This window comes from Pseudomonas vancouverensis, from assembly GCF_004348895.1.
Taxonomy (GTDB): Bacteria; Pseudomonadota; Gammaproteobacteria; order Pseudomonadales; family Pseudomonadaceae; genus Aquipseudomonas; species Aquipseudomonas vancouverensis.
Genome location: NZ_RRZK01000007.1, coordinates 231,542 through 248,156 on the forward strand (window position 1 = coordinate 231,542; position 16,615 = coordinate 248,156).

Sequence of the window (16,615 nt, forward strand, 5' to 3'; positions counted from 1 at the left end):
AAAACCTGTGGCGAGGGAGCTTGCTCCCGCTGGGCTGCGAAGCAGCCCCAAAATATGCGAGCGCTGCGCACTCGAACGGGAGCAAGCTCCCTCGCCACAACAGGCTCGCTCCCACATTTAAGCGGTGTCGACTGCCAAATTGCGGCATCCCCAGCTTGTCAGTTCGCCCCTCGAACGCCACACTAGCGCACATGAAAAACGTCAGCCCCAGCTACCTCAAGCATCAATTCCTGATCGCCATGCCACACATGGCCGACCCGAACTTTGCGCACACCTTGACCTACATCGTCGAGCACACGGCCAATGGGGCCATGGGGCTGGTAGTCAACCGCCCGCAAGAGTTGAATCTGGCCGATATCCTCGAACAACTGCGCCCGGAAATCGAACCGCCAGCGCTCTGCCAGCACGTACCGATTTTCATCGGCGGCCCGGTGCAGACCGATCGCGGCTTCGTCCTGCACCCGTCGGGGCAAAAATTTCAGGCGACCGTTGATCTGGAAGGCGACCTGTCGCTGTCGACCTCCCAGGACGTACTGTTCGCCATTGCCGACGGCCTCGGCCCGGCAAAAAGCCTGATCGCCCTCGGCTACGCCGGCTGGGAAGCCGGGCAACTGGAAGCCGAACTGGCAGACAACGCCTGGCTGACCTGCCCGTACGACGCCGACATTCTGTTCAACACCAGCAGCGAGCTACGCCTTGAAGCGGCAGCCAAGCACCTGGGCGTCAACCTCAGTCTGCTCACCAGCCAGGCGGGGCACGCCTGATGGCCCTGCGCCTGATTCTCGGATTCGACTACGGCACCAAACAGATCGGCGTCGCTGTCGGCCAGGTGATCACCGGCCAGGCGCGCGAGCTGTGCACCCTGAAAGCACAGAACGGCATTCCCGACTGGGACCAGGTCGAAGCCCTCATCAAGGAATGGAAGCCCGACGCAGTGGTGGTCGGGTTGCCGCTGAACATGGACGGCACCCCCAGCGACATGTGCGCCCGCGCGGAAAAATTTGCCCGACGCCTGAACGGTCGCTTCAACCTGCCCTTTTATACCCACGACGAACGTCTGACCACCTTCGAGGCCAAAGGTGAACGCCTGGCCCGGGGCGGCCAGAAAGGCAGTTACCGCGACAACCCGGTCGATGCCATTGCCGCCGCCCTGCTGCTACAAGGCTGGCTCGACGAAAACAGCGCCCTGTTCGAGTCCTGACTGCCCCTGATCCTGACAGCACCTGATCCTGAAGAGCCGCCAAGCGTCTCTCTTAGCTACAACCCGAGCTGCCCTGCAACCCGGCTCGGGCCCAAGAAGGAGCAACCATGAGCCTGCCCAATCCTGCCGAACTGATCAGCCAGATGGCCACGCGCCTGAAGGCCCATCTGCAACACCGTGGTATCACCGACCCACGTTACATCGGCATCCGTACCGGCGGCGTCTGGGTCGCCCAGGCCCTGCTCAAGGAACTGGGCAGCGAAGAGCCTCTCGGCACCCTGGACGTGTCCTTCTACCGCGATGATTTCAGCCAGAACGGCCTGCACCCGCAAGTGCGCCCCTCGGCGCTGCCATTCGAGATCGAAGGCCAGCACCTGGTGCTGATCGACGACGTGCTGATGAGTGGCCGCACCATCCGTGCCGCCATGAACGAACTGTTCGACTACGGCCGCCCGGCCAGCGTGACACTGGTGTGCATGCTGGACCTGGACGCCGGCGAACTGCCGATCCGCCCCAACGTGGTCGGCGCCACCCTGTCGCTGGCGGCTCACGAACGCGTGAAGCTGTCCGGCCCCGAGCTCGAGCTCGAACTGCAAGACCTCGCCCTTTAATTTCGCCCTATTGAGAGTCCCCCTTGCGATGACGCCTCCAGACACCAAGCGCCCGCTGCAGCTCAATGATCAGGGTCAGCTGCGCCACTTCCTCTCGCTCGACGGCCTGCGCCGCGAGTTGCTGACGGAAATCCTCGACACCGCCGACTCCTTCCTTGAAGTCGGCGCCCGGGCAGTGAAGAAGGTCCCGTTGCTGCGCGGCAAGACCGTGTGCAACGTGTTCTTCGAGAACTCGACCCGCACCCGCACCACCTTCGAACTGGCCGCCCAGCGGCTGTCGGCGGACGTGATCACCCTCAACGTGTCGACCTCCTCGGCAAGCAAGGGCGAAACCCTGCTCGACACCCTGCGCAATCTGGAAGCGATGGCCGCCGACATGTTCGTCGTGCGCCACGGCGACTCCGGTGCGGCGCACTTCATCGCCGAACACGTGTGCCCGCAAGTGGCGATCATCAACGGTGGTGACGGCCGTCACGCGCACCCGACCCAGGGCATGCTCGACATGCTGACCATTCGCCGGCACAAGGGCGGCTTCGAAAACCTCTCGGTGGCCATCGTCGGCGACATCCTGCATTCGCGGGTCGCACGCTCGAACATGCTCGCGCTGAAAACCCTCGGCTGCCCGGACATCCGCGTGATCGCGCCGAAAACCCTGCTGCCGATCGGCATCGAGCAGTACGGCGTGAAGGTTTACACCGACATGGCCGAAGGCCTGAAGGACGTCGACGTGGTGATCATGCTGCGCCTGCAACGTGAGCGCATGACCGGCGGCCTGTTGCCGAGCGAAGGTGAGTTCTACCGCCTGTTCGGCCTGACCACCGCGCGCCTGGCCGGGGCCAAGCCGGACTGCATCGTCATGCACCCGGGGCCGATCAACCGTGGCGTGGAGATCGAATCGGCGGTGGCCGATGGCCCGCACTCGGTCATTCTCAATCAGGTGACCTACGGGATCGCCATTCGTATGGCCGTGCTGTCCATGGCCATGAGCGGGCAGACCGCGCAGCGTCAATTCGAGCAGGAGAACGTGCAGTGAAGCTCAGCATTCTCGGCGCACGCGTCATCGATCCAAGCAGTGGCCTGGATCAAGTCACCGATATCCACATTGAAGCCTGCAAGATCGTCGCGTTCGGTGCAGCCCCTGCCGGCTTCGTTGCCGCAGACAGCATCGACGCCAAGGGCCTGGTGGCCGCACCGGGCCTGGTCGACCTGAACGTTGCCCTGCGCGAACCGGGCTACAGCCGCAAAGGTTCGATTGTCAGCGAAACCCGCGCCGCAGCAGCAGGCGGCGTCACTAGCCTGTGCTGCCCACCGAAGACCAAACCGGTGCTGGACACCTCGGCGGTCGCCGAACTGATCCTCGACCGCGCCCGTGAGGCCGGCAACACCAAGGTTTTCCCGATTGGCGCCCTGAGCAAAGGCCTGGACGGCGAACAACTGGCAGAGCTGGTTGCCCTGCGCGATGCCGGTTGCGTGGCCTTCGGCAACGGCCTGGACAGTTTCCGCAACACCCGCACCCTGTGCCGGGCGCTGGAATACGCGGCGACCTTCGATCTGACCGTGGTGTTCAACTCCCAGGATCACGACCTCGCCGAAGGTGGCCTCGCCCACGAAGGCGCGACCGCGAGCTTCCTCGGCTTGCCGGGCATCCCTGAGTCCGCCGAGACCGTGGCCCTGGCCCGGGATCTGCTGCTGGTCGAGCAAAGCGGCGTGCGCGCGCACTTCAGCCAGCTCACCAGCGCACGCGGCGTGGAATTGATCGCCCAGGCCCAGGCCCGAGGCTTGAAGGTCACTGCCGATGTCGCCCTGTATCAGTTGATCCTGACCGACGAAGCCCTGATCGGCTTCAGCAGCCTGTACCACGTCCAGCCACCGCTGCGCACCAGCGCCGATCGTGAAGGCCTGCGGGCTGCGGTGAAGTCGGGGGTTATCTCGGCGATTTCCAGCCATCACCAGCCGCACGAGCGCGACGCCAAACTGGCCCCCTTCGGCGCGACCGAGCCGGGCATCAGCAGTGTTGAGCTGTTGCTGCCATTGGCGATGACGCTGGTGGAAGATGGACTGCTGGATCTGCCGACGCTGCTGGCCCGTTTGGGCACGGGCCCGGCCGAGGCCCTGCGCCTGCCGGCGGGGAAACTGGCGGTGGGTGGTGCTGCAGACATCGTGCTGTTCGACCCGGCCGCTTCGACTGTCGCCGGTGAAACCTGGCTGTCCAAGGGCGAGAACTGCCCGTTCATTGGCCACAGCTTGCCAGGTGTGGTGCGTTACACCCTGGTGGATGGGCGGATCAGTCACCAGGCTTAAGACTGTGGCGAGCGAGCTTGCTCCCGCTGGGCTGCGCAGCAGACCTGTTTTGGGATCGCTTCGCGATCCAGCGGGAGCAAGCTCCCTCGCCACAATTTATTGAAAGGTCCCGCGATTCTGCGAGTTGCGCAGCGACACTTGGTCATTCAGGGTCCAAAAGTCGTACAGCACACCAATAAAGAACAGCCCGCCGGTCAGCAGGTACAGCAAGCCGCTGATCCATTTCCCCTGATACATCCGGTGCACTCCGAACACGCCGAGAAAGGTCAGCAGAATCCACGCCACGTTGTATTCGATAGGCCCTGCGGCAAATCGATAGTCGGCCTCGCGATCCATCGCCGGGATCAGGAACAGGTCGATCAACCAGCCAATTCCCAGCAAACCGAAGGTGAAAAACCAGATCGTCCCGGTCACCGGCTTGCCGTAATAGAAGCGGTGAGCCCCGGTAAAACCGAAAATCCACAGCAGATAACCGATCACTTTACTGTGGGTGTCTTGATGTGGGACAGGTTGTTGATAGGGGTTCATTGATAGCCTCGTTTCACACGATAGATAAATATTCTTGAATTCTTTGTGACTTTTTTACAGGCAGCCGACGTATGGCAAATGCTACCTTCACTCCCGTCAAACCCTTATAGCACCTGACTTCTGTCCGACAATTGCGCCAAATTGCCGCTTCTTTGCCGCCGTTGGGCCCCAGGTTGAATCGACCAACGGCCTCGGAAGGGACAAAAAAGCTGTTATAAAGTTGCGCGCTATCCCATTAAGAGCCTTGCCTAATGCGTTCATTTTTCAAGACATGGCTAACCATTTGCCTTTTGATGCCACTGGCCGCCCACGCCACCAATCGTGAGCAACGTCTTCCTAACGTTAATGGTTACACCCCAAAATCCCATGTTTCTGCTCCTTCGAGCAAAAACAAGAAAAACGCCAAACACGCTCCAACCCTGGCCAGCAATAAAAGCGGCTTGGTACCGCCAATGGCGAGCAAGGAAAGCAGCAATGTGCTGAGCCGTGCCGTGAATGTGCTCGGTACACCTTATCGTTGGGGCGGCAGCAGCCCAAGTAAAGGCTTCGATTGCAGCGGTCTGGTGAAATACGCGTTCAACGACGCCACTTTCGACTTGCCACGTACGTCCAACGAAATGGCCAGCGGCCATGGACAGAAAGTAGACCGCGGCGACCTGAAGCCGGGCGACCTGATTTTCTTCAACATCAAGAGCCGCCGGGTCAACCATGTTGCCATCTACCTGGGCAACGACCGCTTTATCCACGCACCTCGCCGTGGCAAGTCGGTGACCATCGACACCTTGAAGAAACCGTACTGGGAAAGCCACTACGTGGTTGCCAAGCGGGTTCTGCCGAAAGAGCCGCATCAGATGCGAGTGGTTCAGCGCTGATTTTGAAATCCCGGGTTTTCCCGGGATTTTGCTTTGTAAGTAACGCCCGCCTTCAAATCCCCTCCGGCGATCGCGCCTTCTCCCGCGCATGCTCCCGACTGACCAGCCCCCTGTTCACCAACCCCTTCAAGCTCATGTCCAGCGTCTGCATCCCCAGCGCCCCGCCCGTTTGAATCGCCGAGTACATCTGCGCCACCTTGTCCTCGCGGATCAGATTACGGATCGCCGGCGTCCCCAGCATGATTTCATGGGCGGCAACCCGTCCGCCGCCAAGCTTCTTGACCAACGTCTGCGACACCACCGCGAGCAGTGATTCGGAGAGCATCGAGCGCACCATCGACTTCTCGTCCCCCGGGAATACATCCACCACGCGGTCGATGGTCTTCGCTGCCGACGTAGTGTGCAGCGTGCCAAACACCAGGTGGCCGGTTTCAGCAGCCGTCAGGGCCAGGCGAATGGTTTCCAGATCCCGCAGTTCACCGACCAGGATCACGTCCGGATCTTCGCGCAGCGCCGAACGCAGGGCCGAGGCGAAACTGCGGCTATCGCGATGAACTTCACGTTGATTGATCAGGCATTGGCGTGATTCGTGGACGAACTCGATCGGGTCCTCGATGGTGAGGATGTGCTGTGAACGGTGGGTATTGAGATGGTCGATCATCGCCGCCAATGTGGTGGACTTGCCGCAACCGGTGGGTCCGGTTACCAGCACCAGCCCCCGCGGCGCCTCGGTGATTTTGCGGAACACCTCGCCCATGCCCAGTTCGTCCATGCCCGGCACAATCGAGGGAATGGTCCGAAACACCGCCCCGGCCCCGCGGTTGTGATTGAACGCATTGACCCGAAAACGCGCGACCCCGGAAACCTCAAAGGAAAAATCGGTTTCCAGGTGTTTCTCGAAGTCCGCACGCTCGGTGTCATTCATGGTCTCGTGGATCAATGCCTGCACCTGCGCATGATCCAGAGCAGGCCATTCGGTGCGTTGCATTTCGCCATCCATCCGGATCATCGGTGGCATACCTGCCGACAGGTGCAGGTCCGACGCGCCTTGGCGGACGCTGAAGGTCAGCAGTTCAGTGATATCCATAGCGCCTCTCAATTCCAGTAGAATGCCGCGAACCTTCAGACCGCTGGCGACCCTTGATGTCCAACTTAGCAGACAACATTGCCCAGGTTAGTTCGCGCATACATGCCGCAACACTTGCCGCCAACCGCGCCGAAAACAGCGTGAACCTGCTGGCCGTGAGCAAGACCAAACCCGCACAAGCCCTGCGTGAAGCCTATGCCGCCGGCCTGCGTGACTTTGGCGAAAACTACCTGCAGGAAGCCTTGGGCAAGCAGCTTGAACTCGCCGACCTGCCCTTGACCTGGCACTTCATCGGCCCCATTCAATCGAACAAGACTCGCGCCATCGCCGAGCATTTCGACTGGGTGCATTCCGTGGATCGCCTGAAAATCGCTCAACGCCTGTCCGAGCAGCGCCCTGCCGACCTGTCGCCGTTGAACATCTGCATTCAGGTCAACGTCAGTGGCGAAGCCAGCAAATCCGGCTGCACCCCGGCCGACCTGCCAGCCCTGGCCAATGCCATCAGCACTCTGCCCAACCTGAAGTTGCGCGGGCTGATGGCCATTCCTGAGCCAACCGAAGACCGCGCTGCCCAGGACGCCGCCTTTGCTGCCGTGCAGCGCCTTCAAGCCAGCCTCGACCTGCCGCTCGACACACTTTCCATGGGCATGAGCCACGACCTCGAGTCCGCCATCGCCCAAGGCGCCACTTGGGTCCGCATTGGTACGGCCCTGTTTGGCGCCCGCGACTATTCACAGCCTTGAACCAGGGCTTACACACTTCCCTATAAGGACCTGACATGAGCAAGACGCGTATTGCCTTTATCGGTGCCGGCAACATGGCCGCCAGCCTGATCGGTGGCCTGCGGGCCAAGGGTCTGGAAGCTGCACAGATCCGCGCCAGCGATCCGGGTGACGAAACCCGCGCCCGCGTGAGTGCCGAACACGGCATCGAGACCTTCGCCGACAACGCCCAGGCCATCGACGGCGCCGACGTGGTCGTGCTGGCGGTCAAACCCCAGGCAATGAAAGCCGTGTGCGAAGCCATTCGCCCGAGCCTCAAACCGAACCAGCTGGTGGTGTCGATTGCAGCGGGCATCACCTGTGCCAGCATGAACAACTGGCTCGGCGCTCAGCCCATCGTGCGCTGCATGCCCAACACCCCGGCGCTGTTGCGTCAGGGTGTCAGCGGCCTGTTCGCCACCGCGCAGGTTACCGCCGAGCAACGCCAGCAAGCCCAGGAGCTGCTGTCTGCTGTCGGTCTCGCTCTGTGGCTGAATGAAGAGCAGCAACTGGACGCCGTGACTGCCGTTTCCGGTAGCGGCCCGGCGTACTTCTTCCTGCTGATCGAAGCCATGACCGCCGCCGGCGTCAAACTCGGCCTGCCGGCGGACATTGCCGCACAACTGACCTTGCAAACCGCGCTGGGGGCCGCACATATGGCTGTGTCCAGCGATGTCGACGCCGCTGAACTGCGTCGCCGTGTGACTTCGCCTGCGGGCACGACGGAAGCGGCCATCAAGTCGTTCCAGGCCAACGGCTTCGAAGCCCTGGTCGAAAAAGCACTCGGCGCTGCGGCGCATCGCTCGGCCGAAATGGCCGAACAACTGGGTCAATAAGGAGCTCTTCATGATTGGATTGAACACCGCAGCGGTTTACGTGCTGCAAACCCTCGGCAGCCTGTACCTGCTGATCGTGCTGCTGCGCTTCGTGTTGCAACTGGTGCGGGCGAACTTCTACAACCCGCTCTGCCAGTTCGCCGTGAAGGCCACTCAGCCACTGCTCAAGCCGCTGCGCCGGATCATCCCGAGCATGTTCGGCCTGGACATGTCTTCGCTGGTGCTGGCGATCCTCGTGCAACTGGCGCTGATGGCCCTGACCCTGATGCTGACCTACGGCACCACCGGCAACTTCCTGCAACTGCTGATCTGGTCGATCATCGGCGTGACCGCGCTGTTCCTGAAGATCTTCTTCTTCGCCCTGATCATCAGCGTGATCCTGTCCTGGGTTGCACCGGGCAGCCACAACCCGGGCGCGGAACTGGTCAACGACATCTGCGAACCGGCCCTGGCGCCGTTCCGCAAGATCCTGCCGAACCTGGGTGGCCTGGACATCTCGCCGATCCTGGCGTTCATGGTGCTCAAGCTGATCGACATGCTGGTGATCAACAACCTGGCCGCCATGACCCTGATGCCGGAGATTCTGCGTACGCTGATCTGATTCGGCTGGCAGGCTGATCGCGTTATCGTTCTTCGCGAGCAAGCTCGCTCCCACAAGGTTGTGCGTACCTTGTGGGAGCAGCCCGCTCGCGAATGCAACACCTGGTTTTAAAGGAATGAAATCAAGCCCGGCCTTTGCTTGCCGCTAACCCCACCGGTCTTTAGACTTACGCCTCATTTCAACGAGAGCAGGGTCGATGCCAGCTGCCTTTCCCCCCGATTCTGTTGGTCTGGTGACGCCGCAGGTGGCGCACTTCAGCGAACCCCTGGCCCTGGCCTGTGGACGCTCGCTCCCGGCCTATGACCTGATCTACGAAACCTACGGCACGCTCAATGCCACGGCGAGCAACGCCGTGCTGATCTGCCATGCCTTGTCCGGTCACCACCATGCTGCCGGCTACCACAGCCCCGACGACCGCAAACCCGGTTGGTGGGACAGCTGTATCGGCCCCGGCAAACCCATCGATACCAACAAGTTCTTCGTGGTCAGCCTGAACAACCTCGGCGGCTGCAACGGTTCCACAGGTCCGAGCAGCATCAATCCGGACACCGGCAAACCATTCGGCGCCGACTTCCCGGTGTTGACCGTGGAAGACTGGGTGCACAGTCAGGCGCGCCTGGCTGACCTGCTCGGTATCCGCCAGTTTGCCGCCGTGATCGGTGGCAGCCTCGGCGGCATGCAGGCGATGCAATGGAGCATCACCTACCCTGAGCGCATCCGTCACTGTGTGGCCATCGCCTCCGCGCCGAAACTGTCGGCGCAGAACATTGCCTTCAACGAAGTGGCGCGCCAGGCGATCCTCACCGACCCGGAATTCCACGGCGGTTCCTTCCAGGAACAAGGCGTGATCCCCAAGCGCGGGTTGATGCTGGCGCGGATGGTCGGGCACATCACCTACCTGTCCGACGATTCCATGGGTGAGAAATTCGGCCGCGGCCTCAAGAGCGAGAAGCTCAACTACGACTTCCACAGCGTCGAGTTCCAGGTCGAAAGCTACCTGCGTTATCAGGGCGAAGAGTTCTCCGGGCGCTTCGATGCCAACACCTACCTGTTGATGACCAAGGCGCTGGACTACTTCGATCCGGCGGCGAACTTCGACGATAACCTGGCGAAAACCTTCGAAGGTGCGCAAGCCAGGTTCTGCGTGATGTCGTTCACCACCGACTGGCGCTTCTCCCCTGCCCGCTCACGTGAGCTGGTGGACGCCTTGATGGCAGCCCGCAAGGACGTCTGCTACCTGGAGATCGATGCGCCGCAAGGCCACGACGCCTTCCTGATCCCGATCCCGCGTTACCTGCAGGCGTTCGGCAACTACATGAACCGCATTACGTTGTGAGAAAGCCATGAGAGCTGATCTGGAAATCATCCAGGAATGGATCCCCGCCGGCAGCCGCGTGCTCGACCTCGGCTGCGGTGATGGCGAGCTGCTGACCTGGCTGCGCGACAACAAGCAAGTCACCGGCTACGGCCTGGAAAACGACGCCGACAACATTGCCGAGTGCGTGGCCAAGGGCATCAACGTCATCGAGCAGGACCTGGACAAGGGCCTGGGCAACTTTGCCAGCAATAGCTTCGACATCGTGGTCATGACCCAGGCCCTGCAAGCAGTGCACTACCCGGACAAGATCCTCGATGAAATGCTGCGGGTCGGTCGCCAGTGCATCATCACTTTCCCCAATTTCGGTCACTGGCGCTGCCGCTGGTACCTGGCGAGCAAGGGCCGGATGCCGGTTTCCGAGTTCCTGCCGTACACCTGGTACAACACGCCGAACATTCACTTCTGCACCTTCGCCGACTTTGAGGCCTTGTGTCGCGAACGTGAGGCGAAGGTCATTGATCGGCTGGCCGTGGATCAACAGCACCGACACGGGTGGGCCAGTAAGCTTTGGCCTAATCTGTTAGGTGAGATCGGCATTTACCGGGTCAGCAGCCCGGGCCTGACAGATCACAAGGTTGCGATCTGAAACACCAATTGCGAGGAGAACGATCATGGGTCGTCTAGCACTGTTTTTACTCACTGCCTGCCTGAGCGTCACGGCCATGGCCGCTGACGCCATCAAGGGCGAACGCCAGGAAAGCTTCGGCGACGTAACGGTGCACTACAACACCTTCAACTCCACCTACCTGACACCGGACATTGCCAAGTCCGCCGAACTGATCCGCAGCAAAAACCAGGGCGTGATCAATGTCTCGGTGATCAAGGACGGCAAGCCGTTGATCGCCAATGTCACCGGCACCGTCAAGGACCTGACCAGCCAGAGCGTGGCGCTGAATTTCCGTCAGATCACCGAGCAGGGCGCGGTTTACTACATCGCCCAGTACCCGGTGGAGCAGCAGGAAACCCGTACCTTCGAGATCAAGGTGCAGAACGGTGACAAGATCAACACCATCAATTTCAACCAAGAGCTTTTCCCCGGCGAATGATGAACTTCAACCAACTCGTACTGGCCAGCCATAACGCCGGCAAACTCAAGGAACTCCAGGCCATGCTCGGCCAATCGGTGCAATTGCGCTCGATCGGTGAGTTCAGCAGCGTCGAGCCTGAAGAAACCGGCCTGTCGTTCGTCGAAAACGCCATTCTCAAGGCCCGTAATGCCGCGCGCATTTCCGGCCTGCCGGCGCTGGCCGACGATTCCGGTCTGGCCGTTGATTTCCTCGGCGGCGCGCCGGGCATCTACTCGGCGCGTTATGCCGACGGCAAGGGCGATGCGGCGAACAACGCCAAATTGCTCGACGCCCTCAAGGACGTGCCTGAAGCAGAGCGCGGCGCGCAGTTTGTCTGCGTCCTGGCACTGGTGCGTCACGCCGACGATCCACTGCCGATCCTCTGCGAAGGCCTGTGGCACGGGCGCATCCTGACCGCGGCCAGCGGTGAACACGGTTTCGGCTACGATCCGCTGTTCTGGGTACCGGAGCGCGATTGCTCCAGCGCCGAGCTGTCGCCAGCGGACAAAAACCAGATCAGCCACCGCGCCCGTGCAATGGATCTGCTGCGCCTGCGTCTGGGTTTGAAATGACCCATGACGCCTCCGCGTCGCCGCTGATTGTCGGCGGTGGCGCACAATCGCCTCGGGCGGTGCTGCCTGTCTTGCCGCCCCTGGCGCTGTACATCCACATTCCGTGGTGTGTGCGCAAATGCCCCTATTGCGACTTCAACTCCCACACCGCCAGCCCCGTGCTGCCTGAAGAAGAGTACGTCGACGCCTTGCTCGCCGATCTCGACCAGGACCTGCACGCGGTGCATGGCCGGGAGTTGAGCTCGATTTTCTTCGGTGGCGGCACGCCGAGCCTGTTCAGCGCTCAGGCCTTGGGCCGCTTGCTTGAAGGGGTGCAACAGCGCATCCCGTTTGCCTCCGACATCGAAATTACCCTGGAAGCCAACCCCGGCACGTTCGAGCAGGAGAAGTTCATTGCCTACCGGGCGCTGGGCATCAATCGGCTGTCGATCGGCATCCAGAGCTTTCAGCAGGAAAAACTTGAGGCACTGGGTCGAATTCACAACGGCGATGAAGCCGTGCGTGCTGCCGGCATGGCTCGCCAGGCCGGGTTCGACAACTTCAACCTGGACCTGATGCACGGCCTGCCCAATCAGTCCCTGGACGACGCCTTGAGCGACCTGCGCCAGGCCATTGCCCTGAAACCGACACACATCTCGTGGTATCAGCTGACGCTGGAGCCGAACACGGTATTCTGGAACCAGCCGCCGACGCTGCCGGAAGACGACACCCTGTGGGACATTCAGGAGGCCGGGCAAGCATTGTTGGCCGAGCATGGTTACGCCCAGTACGAAGTCTCGGCTTATGCACAACCGGGTCGCCCGGCACGGCATAACCTCAATTACTGGAGTTTCGGCGACTTCATCGGTATCGGTGCCGGCGCCCATGGCAAGCTCAGCCATCCGGACGGTCGCATTGTCCGCACCTGGAAGACGCGCCTGCCAAAGGATTACCTCAACCCGGCGAAAAGCTTCAAGGCCGGCGAGAAAGCGTTGAGCAATGACGAGATGCCGTTTGAGTTCCTGATGAACGCCTTGCGGCTGACCGAGGGGGTTGAGTCGCGCCTGTATCCGGAGCGTACCGGGATGAGCCTGGAAAGCCTGGCTGAAGGTCGCCACGAGGCCGAACAAAGCGGCTTGTTGCAGGTCGAACCGTCACGTCTGGCGGCCACCGAGCGCGGACAACTGTTTCTCAACGACTTGCTGCAGACATTTTTGACATAAGGAAATCGAATGGATTTGGTACTCGACCTGCTCGCCACGGTGTCCCGCTGGAGCCGCAGCAACCTCTCGGAAATCGCCCTAGCCCTGGTGGGGTGCCTGCTGGTGTTGTTCGGGGCGGATTTCAAAGGCTGGGTCGAACAACGCCTGGGCAGCATCGCCGGCGCCTTGCGCGTGCCGTTGATGGCCCTGCTGTGCATGATCGGCAGCGGCGCTGCGCTGATCTACGCGACGCCTTGGGTGGTGCGCGGCTTGAGCCAATTCAACAACTACAGCCTGGCGCCGGTGTTGTTGGTGGTGCTGGTATTGATTGGCGTGGTCGCCGATCGCCGCTGATTTCAGCAACACCTTAAAACAACTGTGGGAGCGAGCTTGCTCGCGATGAGGCCATCACATTCAACATCTCTGTTGTCTGTCATGCCGCCATCGCGAGCAGGCTCGCTCCCACAGTTTTTACGCCAGTTTTTCGAACTTCAAATCCCACACGCCATGCCCAAGACGTTCGCCACGGCGTTCGAACTTGGTGATCGGGCGCTCGACCGGACGCGGCACGCACTTGCCGTCTTCAGCGAGGTTGCGGTAACCCGGCGCAACGTTCATCACTTCCAGCATGTACTCGGCATAGGGTTCCCAGTCGGTGGCCATGTGCAGAATGCCGCCCACCTTCAGCTTGCTGCGTACCAGTTCGGCGAACGATGCCTGCACGATGCGACGCTTGTGATGACGGCTCTTGTGCCATGGATCCGGGAAAAACAGCATCAGGCGATCGAGGCTGTTGTCGGCCACGCAGCGGTTGAGCACTTCGATGGCGTCGCAATCGTAGACACGCAGGTTGGTCAAACCCTGGGTCAGCACGCCATTGAGCAGCGCGCCGACACCCGGACGGTGAACTTCGACACCAATGAAATCCTGCTCCGGCGCAGCCGCGGCCATTTCCAGCAGCGAATGGCCCATGCCGAAACCGATTTCCAGCGAGCGTGGGGCCGAACGGCCGAACACTTGATCGTAGTCCACCGGCGCGTCGGCCAGCGGCAGCACGAACAGCGGCGTGCCCTGCTCCAGACCTTTCTGCTGGCCTTCGGTCATGCGCCCGGCACGCATCACGAAACTCTTGATGCGGCGGTGTTGGCGCTCGTCGCCTTCTTCCGTCTGGATAGGCGTGTCGTTCGATTCAGTCATCAATAACTCTTACTTGATCAGACCATCCAGCGGCGAAGAGGCGCTGGCATAGAGTTTCTTCGGCATGCGGCCGGCGAGGTAGGCCAGGCGGCCTGCGACGATCGCATGTTTCATGGCTTCAGCCATCATCACCGGCTGCTGGGCATGGGCAATGGCCGAGTTCATCAGCACTGCATCGCAACCCAGCTCCATGGCGATGGTGGCATCGGATGCAGTACCGACACCGGCATCCACCAGCACTGGAATTTTCGCTTCTTCGAGGATGATCTGCAGGTTGTACGGGTTGCAAATCCCCAGGCCGGAACCGATCAGACCGGCCAGCGGCATGACCGCGATGCAGCCGATTTCCGCCAGTTGCCGCGCAACGATCGGGTCATCGCTGGTGTAGACCATCACGTCGAAGCCTTCCTTGACCAGGGTTTCCGCAGCCTTGAGGGTTTCGATCACGTTGGGGAACAGGGTTTTCTGGTCGGCCAGCACTTCCAGCTTCACCAGGTTGTGTCCATCGAGCAGCTCACGGGCCAGGCGGCAGGTGCGCACGGCTTCGATGGCGTCGTAGCAACCGGCGGTGTTCGGCAGGAAGGTGTAGCGATCCGGCGACAGGACTTCGAGCAGGTTCGGCTCGCCCTCGATCTGGCCGAGGTTGGTGCGGCGCACGGCGAACGTGACAATCTCGGCACCCGAGGCTTCGATGGCCGAACGGGTTTCTGCCATGTCACGGTACTTGCCGGTGCCGACCAGCAAACGCGACTGGTAAGTACGACCGGCCAGGACGAAAGGCTTGTCGCTACGAACGATGCTCATGGGAAATCCTCTGTAGGAGTGAGGGTCTTGCAGAATTCTGTGGCAGGACAATCGCGATGACTAGCCGCCGCCGATGGCGTGCACCACTTCGACATTGTCGCCGTCGTTCAGGGTGGTATCGGCATGCTGACTGCGCGGGACGATATCCAGATTGAGTTCGACCGCGACCCGGCGTCCGGTCAGGTCCAGACGGGTCAACAGGGCCGCAACGGTTTCACCGTCGGGCAGTTCAAAGGATTCGCCGTTCAACTGAATGCGCATGCCGGATGCCGCCATCATTTTTAGGGGCTGGCATTCTAGCCCGATCGTGACCTAAAGGTCAGCAATAAGCGTTAGGCGGTCAGCGGCAAGCGCCAGGCGGCAAGGCCCAGGCAAAGCCAGCCCGCAAGGAAGGCCAGGCCACCGAACGGGGTGATGATGCCGAGCTTGCTGATACCGGTCAGGGTCAGCACATACAGGCTGCCGGAGAACAGCAGGATGCCGATAGCAAAGGATGCTCCAGCCCAGGTCACCAGACGCCCGGGAATCTGCGTGGCCAGCAGCGCAACACCCAGCAACGCCAGGGTGTGCACCAGTTGGTAGGTGACGCCGGTGTGAAAAATCGCCAGGTATTCAGGTGTCAGGCGGTTTTTTAGGCCGTGGGCAGCAAAGGCCCCGAGACCAACACCGGTGAAGCCGAAAAAAGCGGCCAGCATCAGAAAGCCACGCAGCATGAAGAACTCCAGTCAGACTCGATCAACAGGGTCTGTATAATGGCCCGCTCAACGGGTTCGGCCAAGCCATCTCTATGCTGCGTTTATTTTTCCGTCGATTCACCAAGGCCGTGCTCTGGTTCATGGGTGCCAGCGTATTGCTGGTCCTGCTGTTTCGCGTCGTGCCGCCACCGGGTACGGCGCTGATGGTCGAGCGCAAGATCGAATCCTGGGTCGACGGCGAACCGATTGACCTGCAGCGCACCTGGAAGCCCTGGGATGAAATCTCCGACGATTTGAAAGTCGCGGTCATTGCCGGTGAAGACCAGAAATTCTCTGAGCATTGGGGTTTCGATTTCGGCGCCATCCAGGCGGCGTTTGCCCATAACGAACGCGGCGGCTCGATTCGGGGCGCCAGCACCTTGAGCCAGCAAGTGTCGAAGAACCTGTTCCTGTGGTCCGGCCGCAGCTATCTGCGCAAAGGTCTCGAAGCCTGGTTTACCGGGCTGATCGAAGTGTTCTGGCCCAAGCAGCGGATCCTTGAGGTGTACCTCAATAGCGTCGAGTGGGACGAAGGCGTGTTTGGTGCCGAAGCAGCAGCCAGGCATCACTTTGGCGTCAGCGCGAAGAACCTCAGCCGCCAGCAGTCGAGCCTGTTGGCGGCTGTGCTGCCCAACCCGCGGGTGTGGAGTGCCAGCCACCCGACTTCCTACGTGGCACGACGCGCCGGCTGGATTCGCCAGCAGATGAGCCAGTTGGGCGGTGACAGTTATCTGGTGGGACTCAATGATTCACGCCGGGCGCCTTGGGCCCAATAGCCAATCCACAGACTTCCAGACACCACAAATCCCACTTTGATTTTGTGGGAGACCAGAAACAAAAACGCCCCGATCAATGATCGGGGCGTTTTTTTATTGCCTGTCGTG

General features: G+C 61.2%; 22 protein-coding genes. 16 read left to right on the top strand and 6 right to left on the bottom strand.

What is annotated here, in order from left to right; genetic code table 11:
• Positions 1-191: 191 nt before the first annotated feature.
• The 5 genes from EIY72_RS05430 to EIY72_RS05450 all read left to right on the top strand — a co-directional run bounded on the left by EIY72_RS05430 (position 192) and on the right by EIY72_RS05450 (position 4,113).
• Positions 192-764, top strand: coding sequence for a YqgE/AlgH family protein (locus EIY72_RS05430; RefSeq protein ID WP_093229141.1), 573 nt, complete (start codon positions 192-194; stop codon positions 762-764).
• Positions 764-1,201: a Holliday junction resolvase RuvX gene (ruvX, locus tag EIY72_RS05435; protein ID WP_093229138.1), complete on the top strand. Its 438-nt coding sequence runs from the start codon at positions 764-766 to the stop codon at positions 1,199-1,201. Before EIY72_RS05430 ends, ruvX begins: the two co-directional genes overlap by 1 nt.
• 107 nt (positions 1,202-1,308) lie before the next feature.
• On the top strand, positions 1,309-1,812 hold the full coding sequence (pyrR, locus tag EIY72_RS05440) for a bifunctional pyr operon transcriptional regulator/uracil phosphoribosyltransferase PyrR (protein ID WP_093229135.1): 504 nt from the start codon (positions 1,309-1,311) through the stop codon (positions 1,810-1,812).
• Positions 1,813-1,840: 28 nt separating this feature from the next.
• Complete coding sequence (locus EIY72_RS05445) at positions 1,841-2,845, top strand: aspartate carbamoyltransferase catalytic subunit (RefSeq protein WP_093229132.1); 1,005 nt, start codon at positions 1,841-1,843, stop codon at positions 2,843-2,845.
• Complete coding sequence (locus tag EIY72_RS05450; RefSeq protein ID WP_093229129.1) at positions 2,842-4,113, top strand: dihydroorotase; 1,272 nt, start codon at positions 2,842-2,844, stop codon at positions 4,111-4,113. Before EIY72_RS05445 ends, EIY72_RS05450 begins: the two co-directional genes overlap by 4 nt.
• Positions 4,114-4,209: 96 nt before the next feature.
• On the opposite strand, the gene EIY72_RS05455 is transcribed toward EIY72_RS05450, so the two are convergent.
• Positions 4,210-4,641, bottom strand: a complete 432-nt coding sequence (locus tag EIY72_RS05455; RefSeq protein ID WP_093229126.1) for an NINE protein — start codon at positions 4,639-4,641, stop codon at positions 4,210-4,212.
• Positions 4,642-4,892: 251 nt separating this feature from the next.
• Here EIY72_RS05455 and EIY72_RS05460 point away from each other — a divergent pair, with 251 nt between their 5' ends.
• The gene (locus EIY72_RS05460; RefSeq protein WP_093229123.1) at positions 4,893-5,513 is read left to right on the top strand and encodes a C40 family peptidase; all 621 of its coding nucleotides are present in this window, start codon (positions 4,893-4,895) and stop codon (positions 5,511-5,513) included.
• A gap of 52 nt (positions 5,514-5,565) precedes the next feature.
• Here the strand turns inward: EIY72_RS05460 and EIY72_RS05465 are convergent, their stop codons facing one another.
• Positions 5,566-6,600, bottom strand: coding sequence for a type IV pilus twitching motility protein PilT (locus EIY72_RS05465; RefSeq protein WP_093229120.1), 1,035 nt, complete (start codon positions 6,598-6,600; stop codon positions 5,566-5,568).
• Between the two features lie 56 nt (positions 6,601-6,656).
• Here EIY72_RS05465 and EIY72_RS05470 point away from each other — a divergent pair, with 56 nt between their 5' ends.
• The 9 genes from EIY72_RS05470 (at position 6,657) to EIY72_RS05510 (ending at position 13,350) form a co-directional block, all read left to right on the top strand.
• Positions 6,657-7,343, top strand: coding sequence for a YggS family pyridoxal phosphate-dependent enzyme (locus tag EIY72_RS05470; RefSeq protein ID WP_093229117.1), 687 nt, complete (start codon positions 6,657-6,659; stop codon positions 7,341-7,343).
• A gap of 35 nt (positions 7,344-7,378) precedes the next feature.
• Positions 7,379-8,197: a pyrroline-5-carboxylate reductase gene (gene proC, locus EIY72_RS05475; RefSeq protein ID WP_093229113.1), complete on the top strand. Its 819-nt coding sequence runs from the start codon at positions 7,379-7,381 to the stop codon at positions 8,195-8,197.
• A gap of 10 nt (positions 8,198-8,207) precedes the next feature.
• Positions 8,208-8,798: a YggT family protein gene (locus EIY72_RS05480; protein ID WP_093229110.1), complete on the top strand. Its 591-nt coding sequence runs from the start codon at positions 8,208-8,210 to the stop codon at positions 8,796-8,798.
• 196 nt (positions 8,799-8,994) lie between these two features.
• On the top strand, positions 8,995-10,134 hold the full coding sequence (gene metX / locus EIY72_RS05485) for a homoserine O-succinyltransferase MetX (protein ID WP_093229107.1): 1,140 nt from the start codon (positions 8,995-8,997) through the stop codon (positions 10,132-10,134).
• Positions 10,135-10,141: 7 nt separating this feature from the next.
• Positions 10,142-10,762, top strand: a complete 621-nt coding sequence (metW, locus tag EIY72_RS05490) for a methionine biosynthesis protein MetW (RefSeq protein ID WP_093229104.1) — start codon at positions 10,142-10,144, stop codon at positions 10,760-10,762.
• 25 nt (positions 10,763-10,787) lie between these two features.
• Positions 10,788-11,222: a DUF4426 domain-containing protein gene (locus EIY72_RS05495; RefSeq protein ID WP_093229101.1), complete on the top strand. Its 435-nt coding sequence runs from the start codon at positions 10,788-10,790 to the stop codon at positions 11,220-11,222.
• Positions 11,219-11,815 (top strand): RdgB/HAM1 family non-canonical purine NTP pyrophosphatase, encoded by a 597-nt coding sequence (gene rdgB, locus EIY72_RS05500; protein ID WP_093229099.1) that lies wholly within the window; start codon positions 11,219-11,221, stop codon positions 11,813-11,815. The genes EIY72_RS05495 and rdgB overlap by 4 nt, the downstream gene beginning before the upstream one ends.
• Positions 11,812-13,017, top strand: a complete 1,206-nt coding sequence (gene hemW, locus EIY72_RS05505) for a radical SAM family heme chaperone HemW (protein WP_093229096.1) — start codon at positions 11,812-11,814, stop codon at positions 13,015-13,017. The genes rdgB and hemW overlap by 4 nt, the downstream gene beginning before the upstream one ends.
• Positions 13,018-13,026: 9 nt before the next feature.
• Positions 13,027-13,350, top strand: a complete 324-nt coding sequence (locus EIY72_RS05510) for a DUF3392 domain-containing protein (RefSeq protein ID WP_007975393.1) — start codon at positions 13,027-13,029, stop codon at positions 13,348-13,350.
• Between the two features lie 117 nt (positions 13,351-13,467).
• On the opposite strand, the gene trmB is transcribed toward EIY72_RS05510, so the two are convergent.
• The 4 genes from trmB to EIY72_RS05530 form a co-directional block, all read right to left on the bottom strand.
• Entirely contained in the window at positions 13,468-14,193 is a 726-nt protein-coding gene (trmB, locus tag EIY72_RS05515; RefSeq protein ID WP_093229094.1) for a tRNA (guanosine(46)-N7)-methyltransferase TrmB, read from the bottom strand.
• Positions 14,194-14,202: 9 nt separating this feature from the next.
• The gene (locus EIY72_RS05520) at positions 14,203-14,997 is read right to left on the bottom strand and encodes a thiazole synthase (RefSeq protein WP_093229090.1); all 795 of its coding nucleotides are present in this window, start codon (positions 14,995-14,997) and stop codon (positions 14,203-14,205) included.
• Between the two features lie 60 nt (positions 14,998-15,057).
• Positions 15,058-15,258, bottom strand: coding sequence for a sulfur carrier protein ThiS (gene thiS / locus EIY72_RS05525; RefSeq protein ID WP_007953386.1), 201 nt, complete (start codon positions 15,256-15,258; stop codon positions 15,058-15,060).
• A gap of 71 nt (positions 15,259-15,329) precedes the next feature.
• Positions 15,330-15,710: a DUF423 domain-containing protein gene (locus EIY72_RS05530; protein WP_093229087.1), complete on the bottom strand. Its 381-nt coding sequence runs from the start codon at positions 15,708-15,710 to the stop codon at positions 15,330-15,332.
• Positions 15,711-15,784: 74 nt separating this feature from the next.
• On the opposite strand from EIY72_RS05530, the gene mtgA reads away from it, so the two are divergent.
• Positions 15,785-16,507 carry a monofunctional biosynthetic peptidoglycan transglycosylase gene (mtgA, locus tag EIY72_RS05535; protein WP_093229084.1) on the top strand — a complete coding sequence of 241 codons (723 nt, stop codon included), beginning with the start codon at positions 15,785-15,787 and terminating at the stop codon, positions 16,505-16,507.
• Positions 16,508-16,615: the final 108 nt, after the last annotated feature.

Bases quoted from the DNA above. Each gene is read 5' to 3' on its own strand.
- EIY72_RS05430 (WP_093229141.1), top strand. From the start codon at position 192: ATGAAAAACGTCAGCCCCAGCTACCTCAAGCATCAATTCCTGATCGCC.
- ruvX (WP_093229138.1), top strand. From the start codon at position 764: ATGGCCCTGCGCCTGATTCTCGGATTCGACTACGGCACCAAACAGATC.
- pyrR (WP_093229135.1), top strand. From the start codon at position 1,309: ATGAGCCTGCCCAATCCTGCCGAACTGATCAGCCAGATGGCCACGCGC.
- EIY72_RS05445 (WP_093229132.1), top strand. From the start codon at position 1,841: ATGACGCCTCCAGACACCAAGCGCCCGCTGCAGCTCAATGATCAGGGT.
- EIY72_RS05455 (WP_093229126.1), bottom strand. From the start codon at position 4,641: ATGAACCCCTATCAACAACCTGTCCCACATCAAGACACCCACAGTAAA.
- EIY72_RS05460 (WP_093229123.1), top strand. From the start codon at position 4,893: ATGCGTTCATTTTTCAAGACATGGCTAACCATTTGCCTTTTGATGCCA.
- EIY72_RS05465 (WP_093229120.1), bottom strand. From the start codon at position 6,600: ATGGATATCACTGAACTGCTGACCTTCAGCGTCCGCCAAGGCGCGTCG.
- EIY72_RS05470 (WP_093229117.1), top strand. From the start codon at position 6,657: ATGTCCAACTTAGCAGACAACATTGCCCAGGTTAGTTCGCGCATACAT.
- proC (WP_093229113.1), top strand. From the start codon at position 7,379: ATGAGCAAGACGCGTATTGCCTTTATCGGTGCCGGCAACATGGCCGCC.
- EIY72_RS05480 (WP_093229110.1), top strand. From the start codon at position 8,208: ATGATTGGATTGAACACCGCAGCGGTTTACGTGCTGCAAACCCTCGGC.
- metX (WP_093229107.1), top strand. From the start codon at position 8,995: ATGCCAGCTGCCTTTCCCCCCGATTCTGTTGGTCTGGTGACGCCGCAG.
- metW (WP_093229104.1), top strand. From the start codon at position 10,142: ATGAGAGCTGATCTGGAAATCATCCAGGAATGGATCCCCGCCGGCAGC.
- EIY72_RS05495 (WP_093229101.1), top strand. From the start codon at position 10,788: ATGGGTCGTCTAGCACTGTTTTTACTCACTGCCTGCCTGAGCGTCACG.
- rdgB (WP_093229099.1), top strand. From the start codon at position 11,219: ATGATGAACTTCAACCAACTCGTACTGGCCAGCCATAACGCCGGCAAA.
- hemW (WP_093229096.1), top strand. From the start codon at position 11,812: ATGACCCATGACGCCTCCGCGTCGCCGCTGATTGTCGGCGGTGGCGCA.
- EIY72_RS05510 (WP_007975393.1), top strand. From the start codon at position 13,027: ATGGATTTGGTACTCGACCTGCTCGCCACGGTGTCCCGCTGGAGCCGC.
- trmB (WP_093229094.1), bottom strand. From the start codon at position 14,193: ATGACTGAATCGAACGACACGCCTATCCAGACGGAAGAAGGCGACGAG.
- EIY72_RS05520 (WP_093229090.1), bottom strand. From the start codon at position 14,997: ATGAGCATCGTTCGTAGCGACAAGCCTTTCGTCCTGGCCGGTCGTACT.
- thiS (WP_007953386.1), bottom strand. From the start codon at position 15,258: ATGCGCATTCAGTTGAACGGCGAATCCTTTGAACTGCCCGACGGTGAA.
- EIY72_RS05530 (WP_093229087.1), bottom strand. From the start codon at position 15,710: ATGCTGCGTGGCTTTCTGATGCTGGCCGCTTTTTTCGGCTTCACCGGT.
- mtgA (WP_093229084.1), top strand. From the start codon at position 15,785: ATGCTGCGTTTATTTTTCCGTCGATTCACCAAGGCCGTGCTCTGGTTC.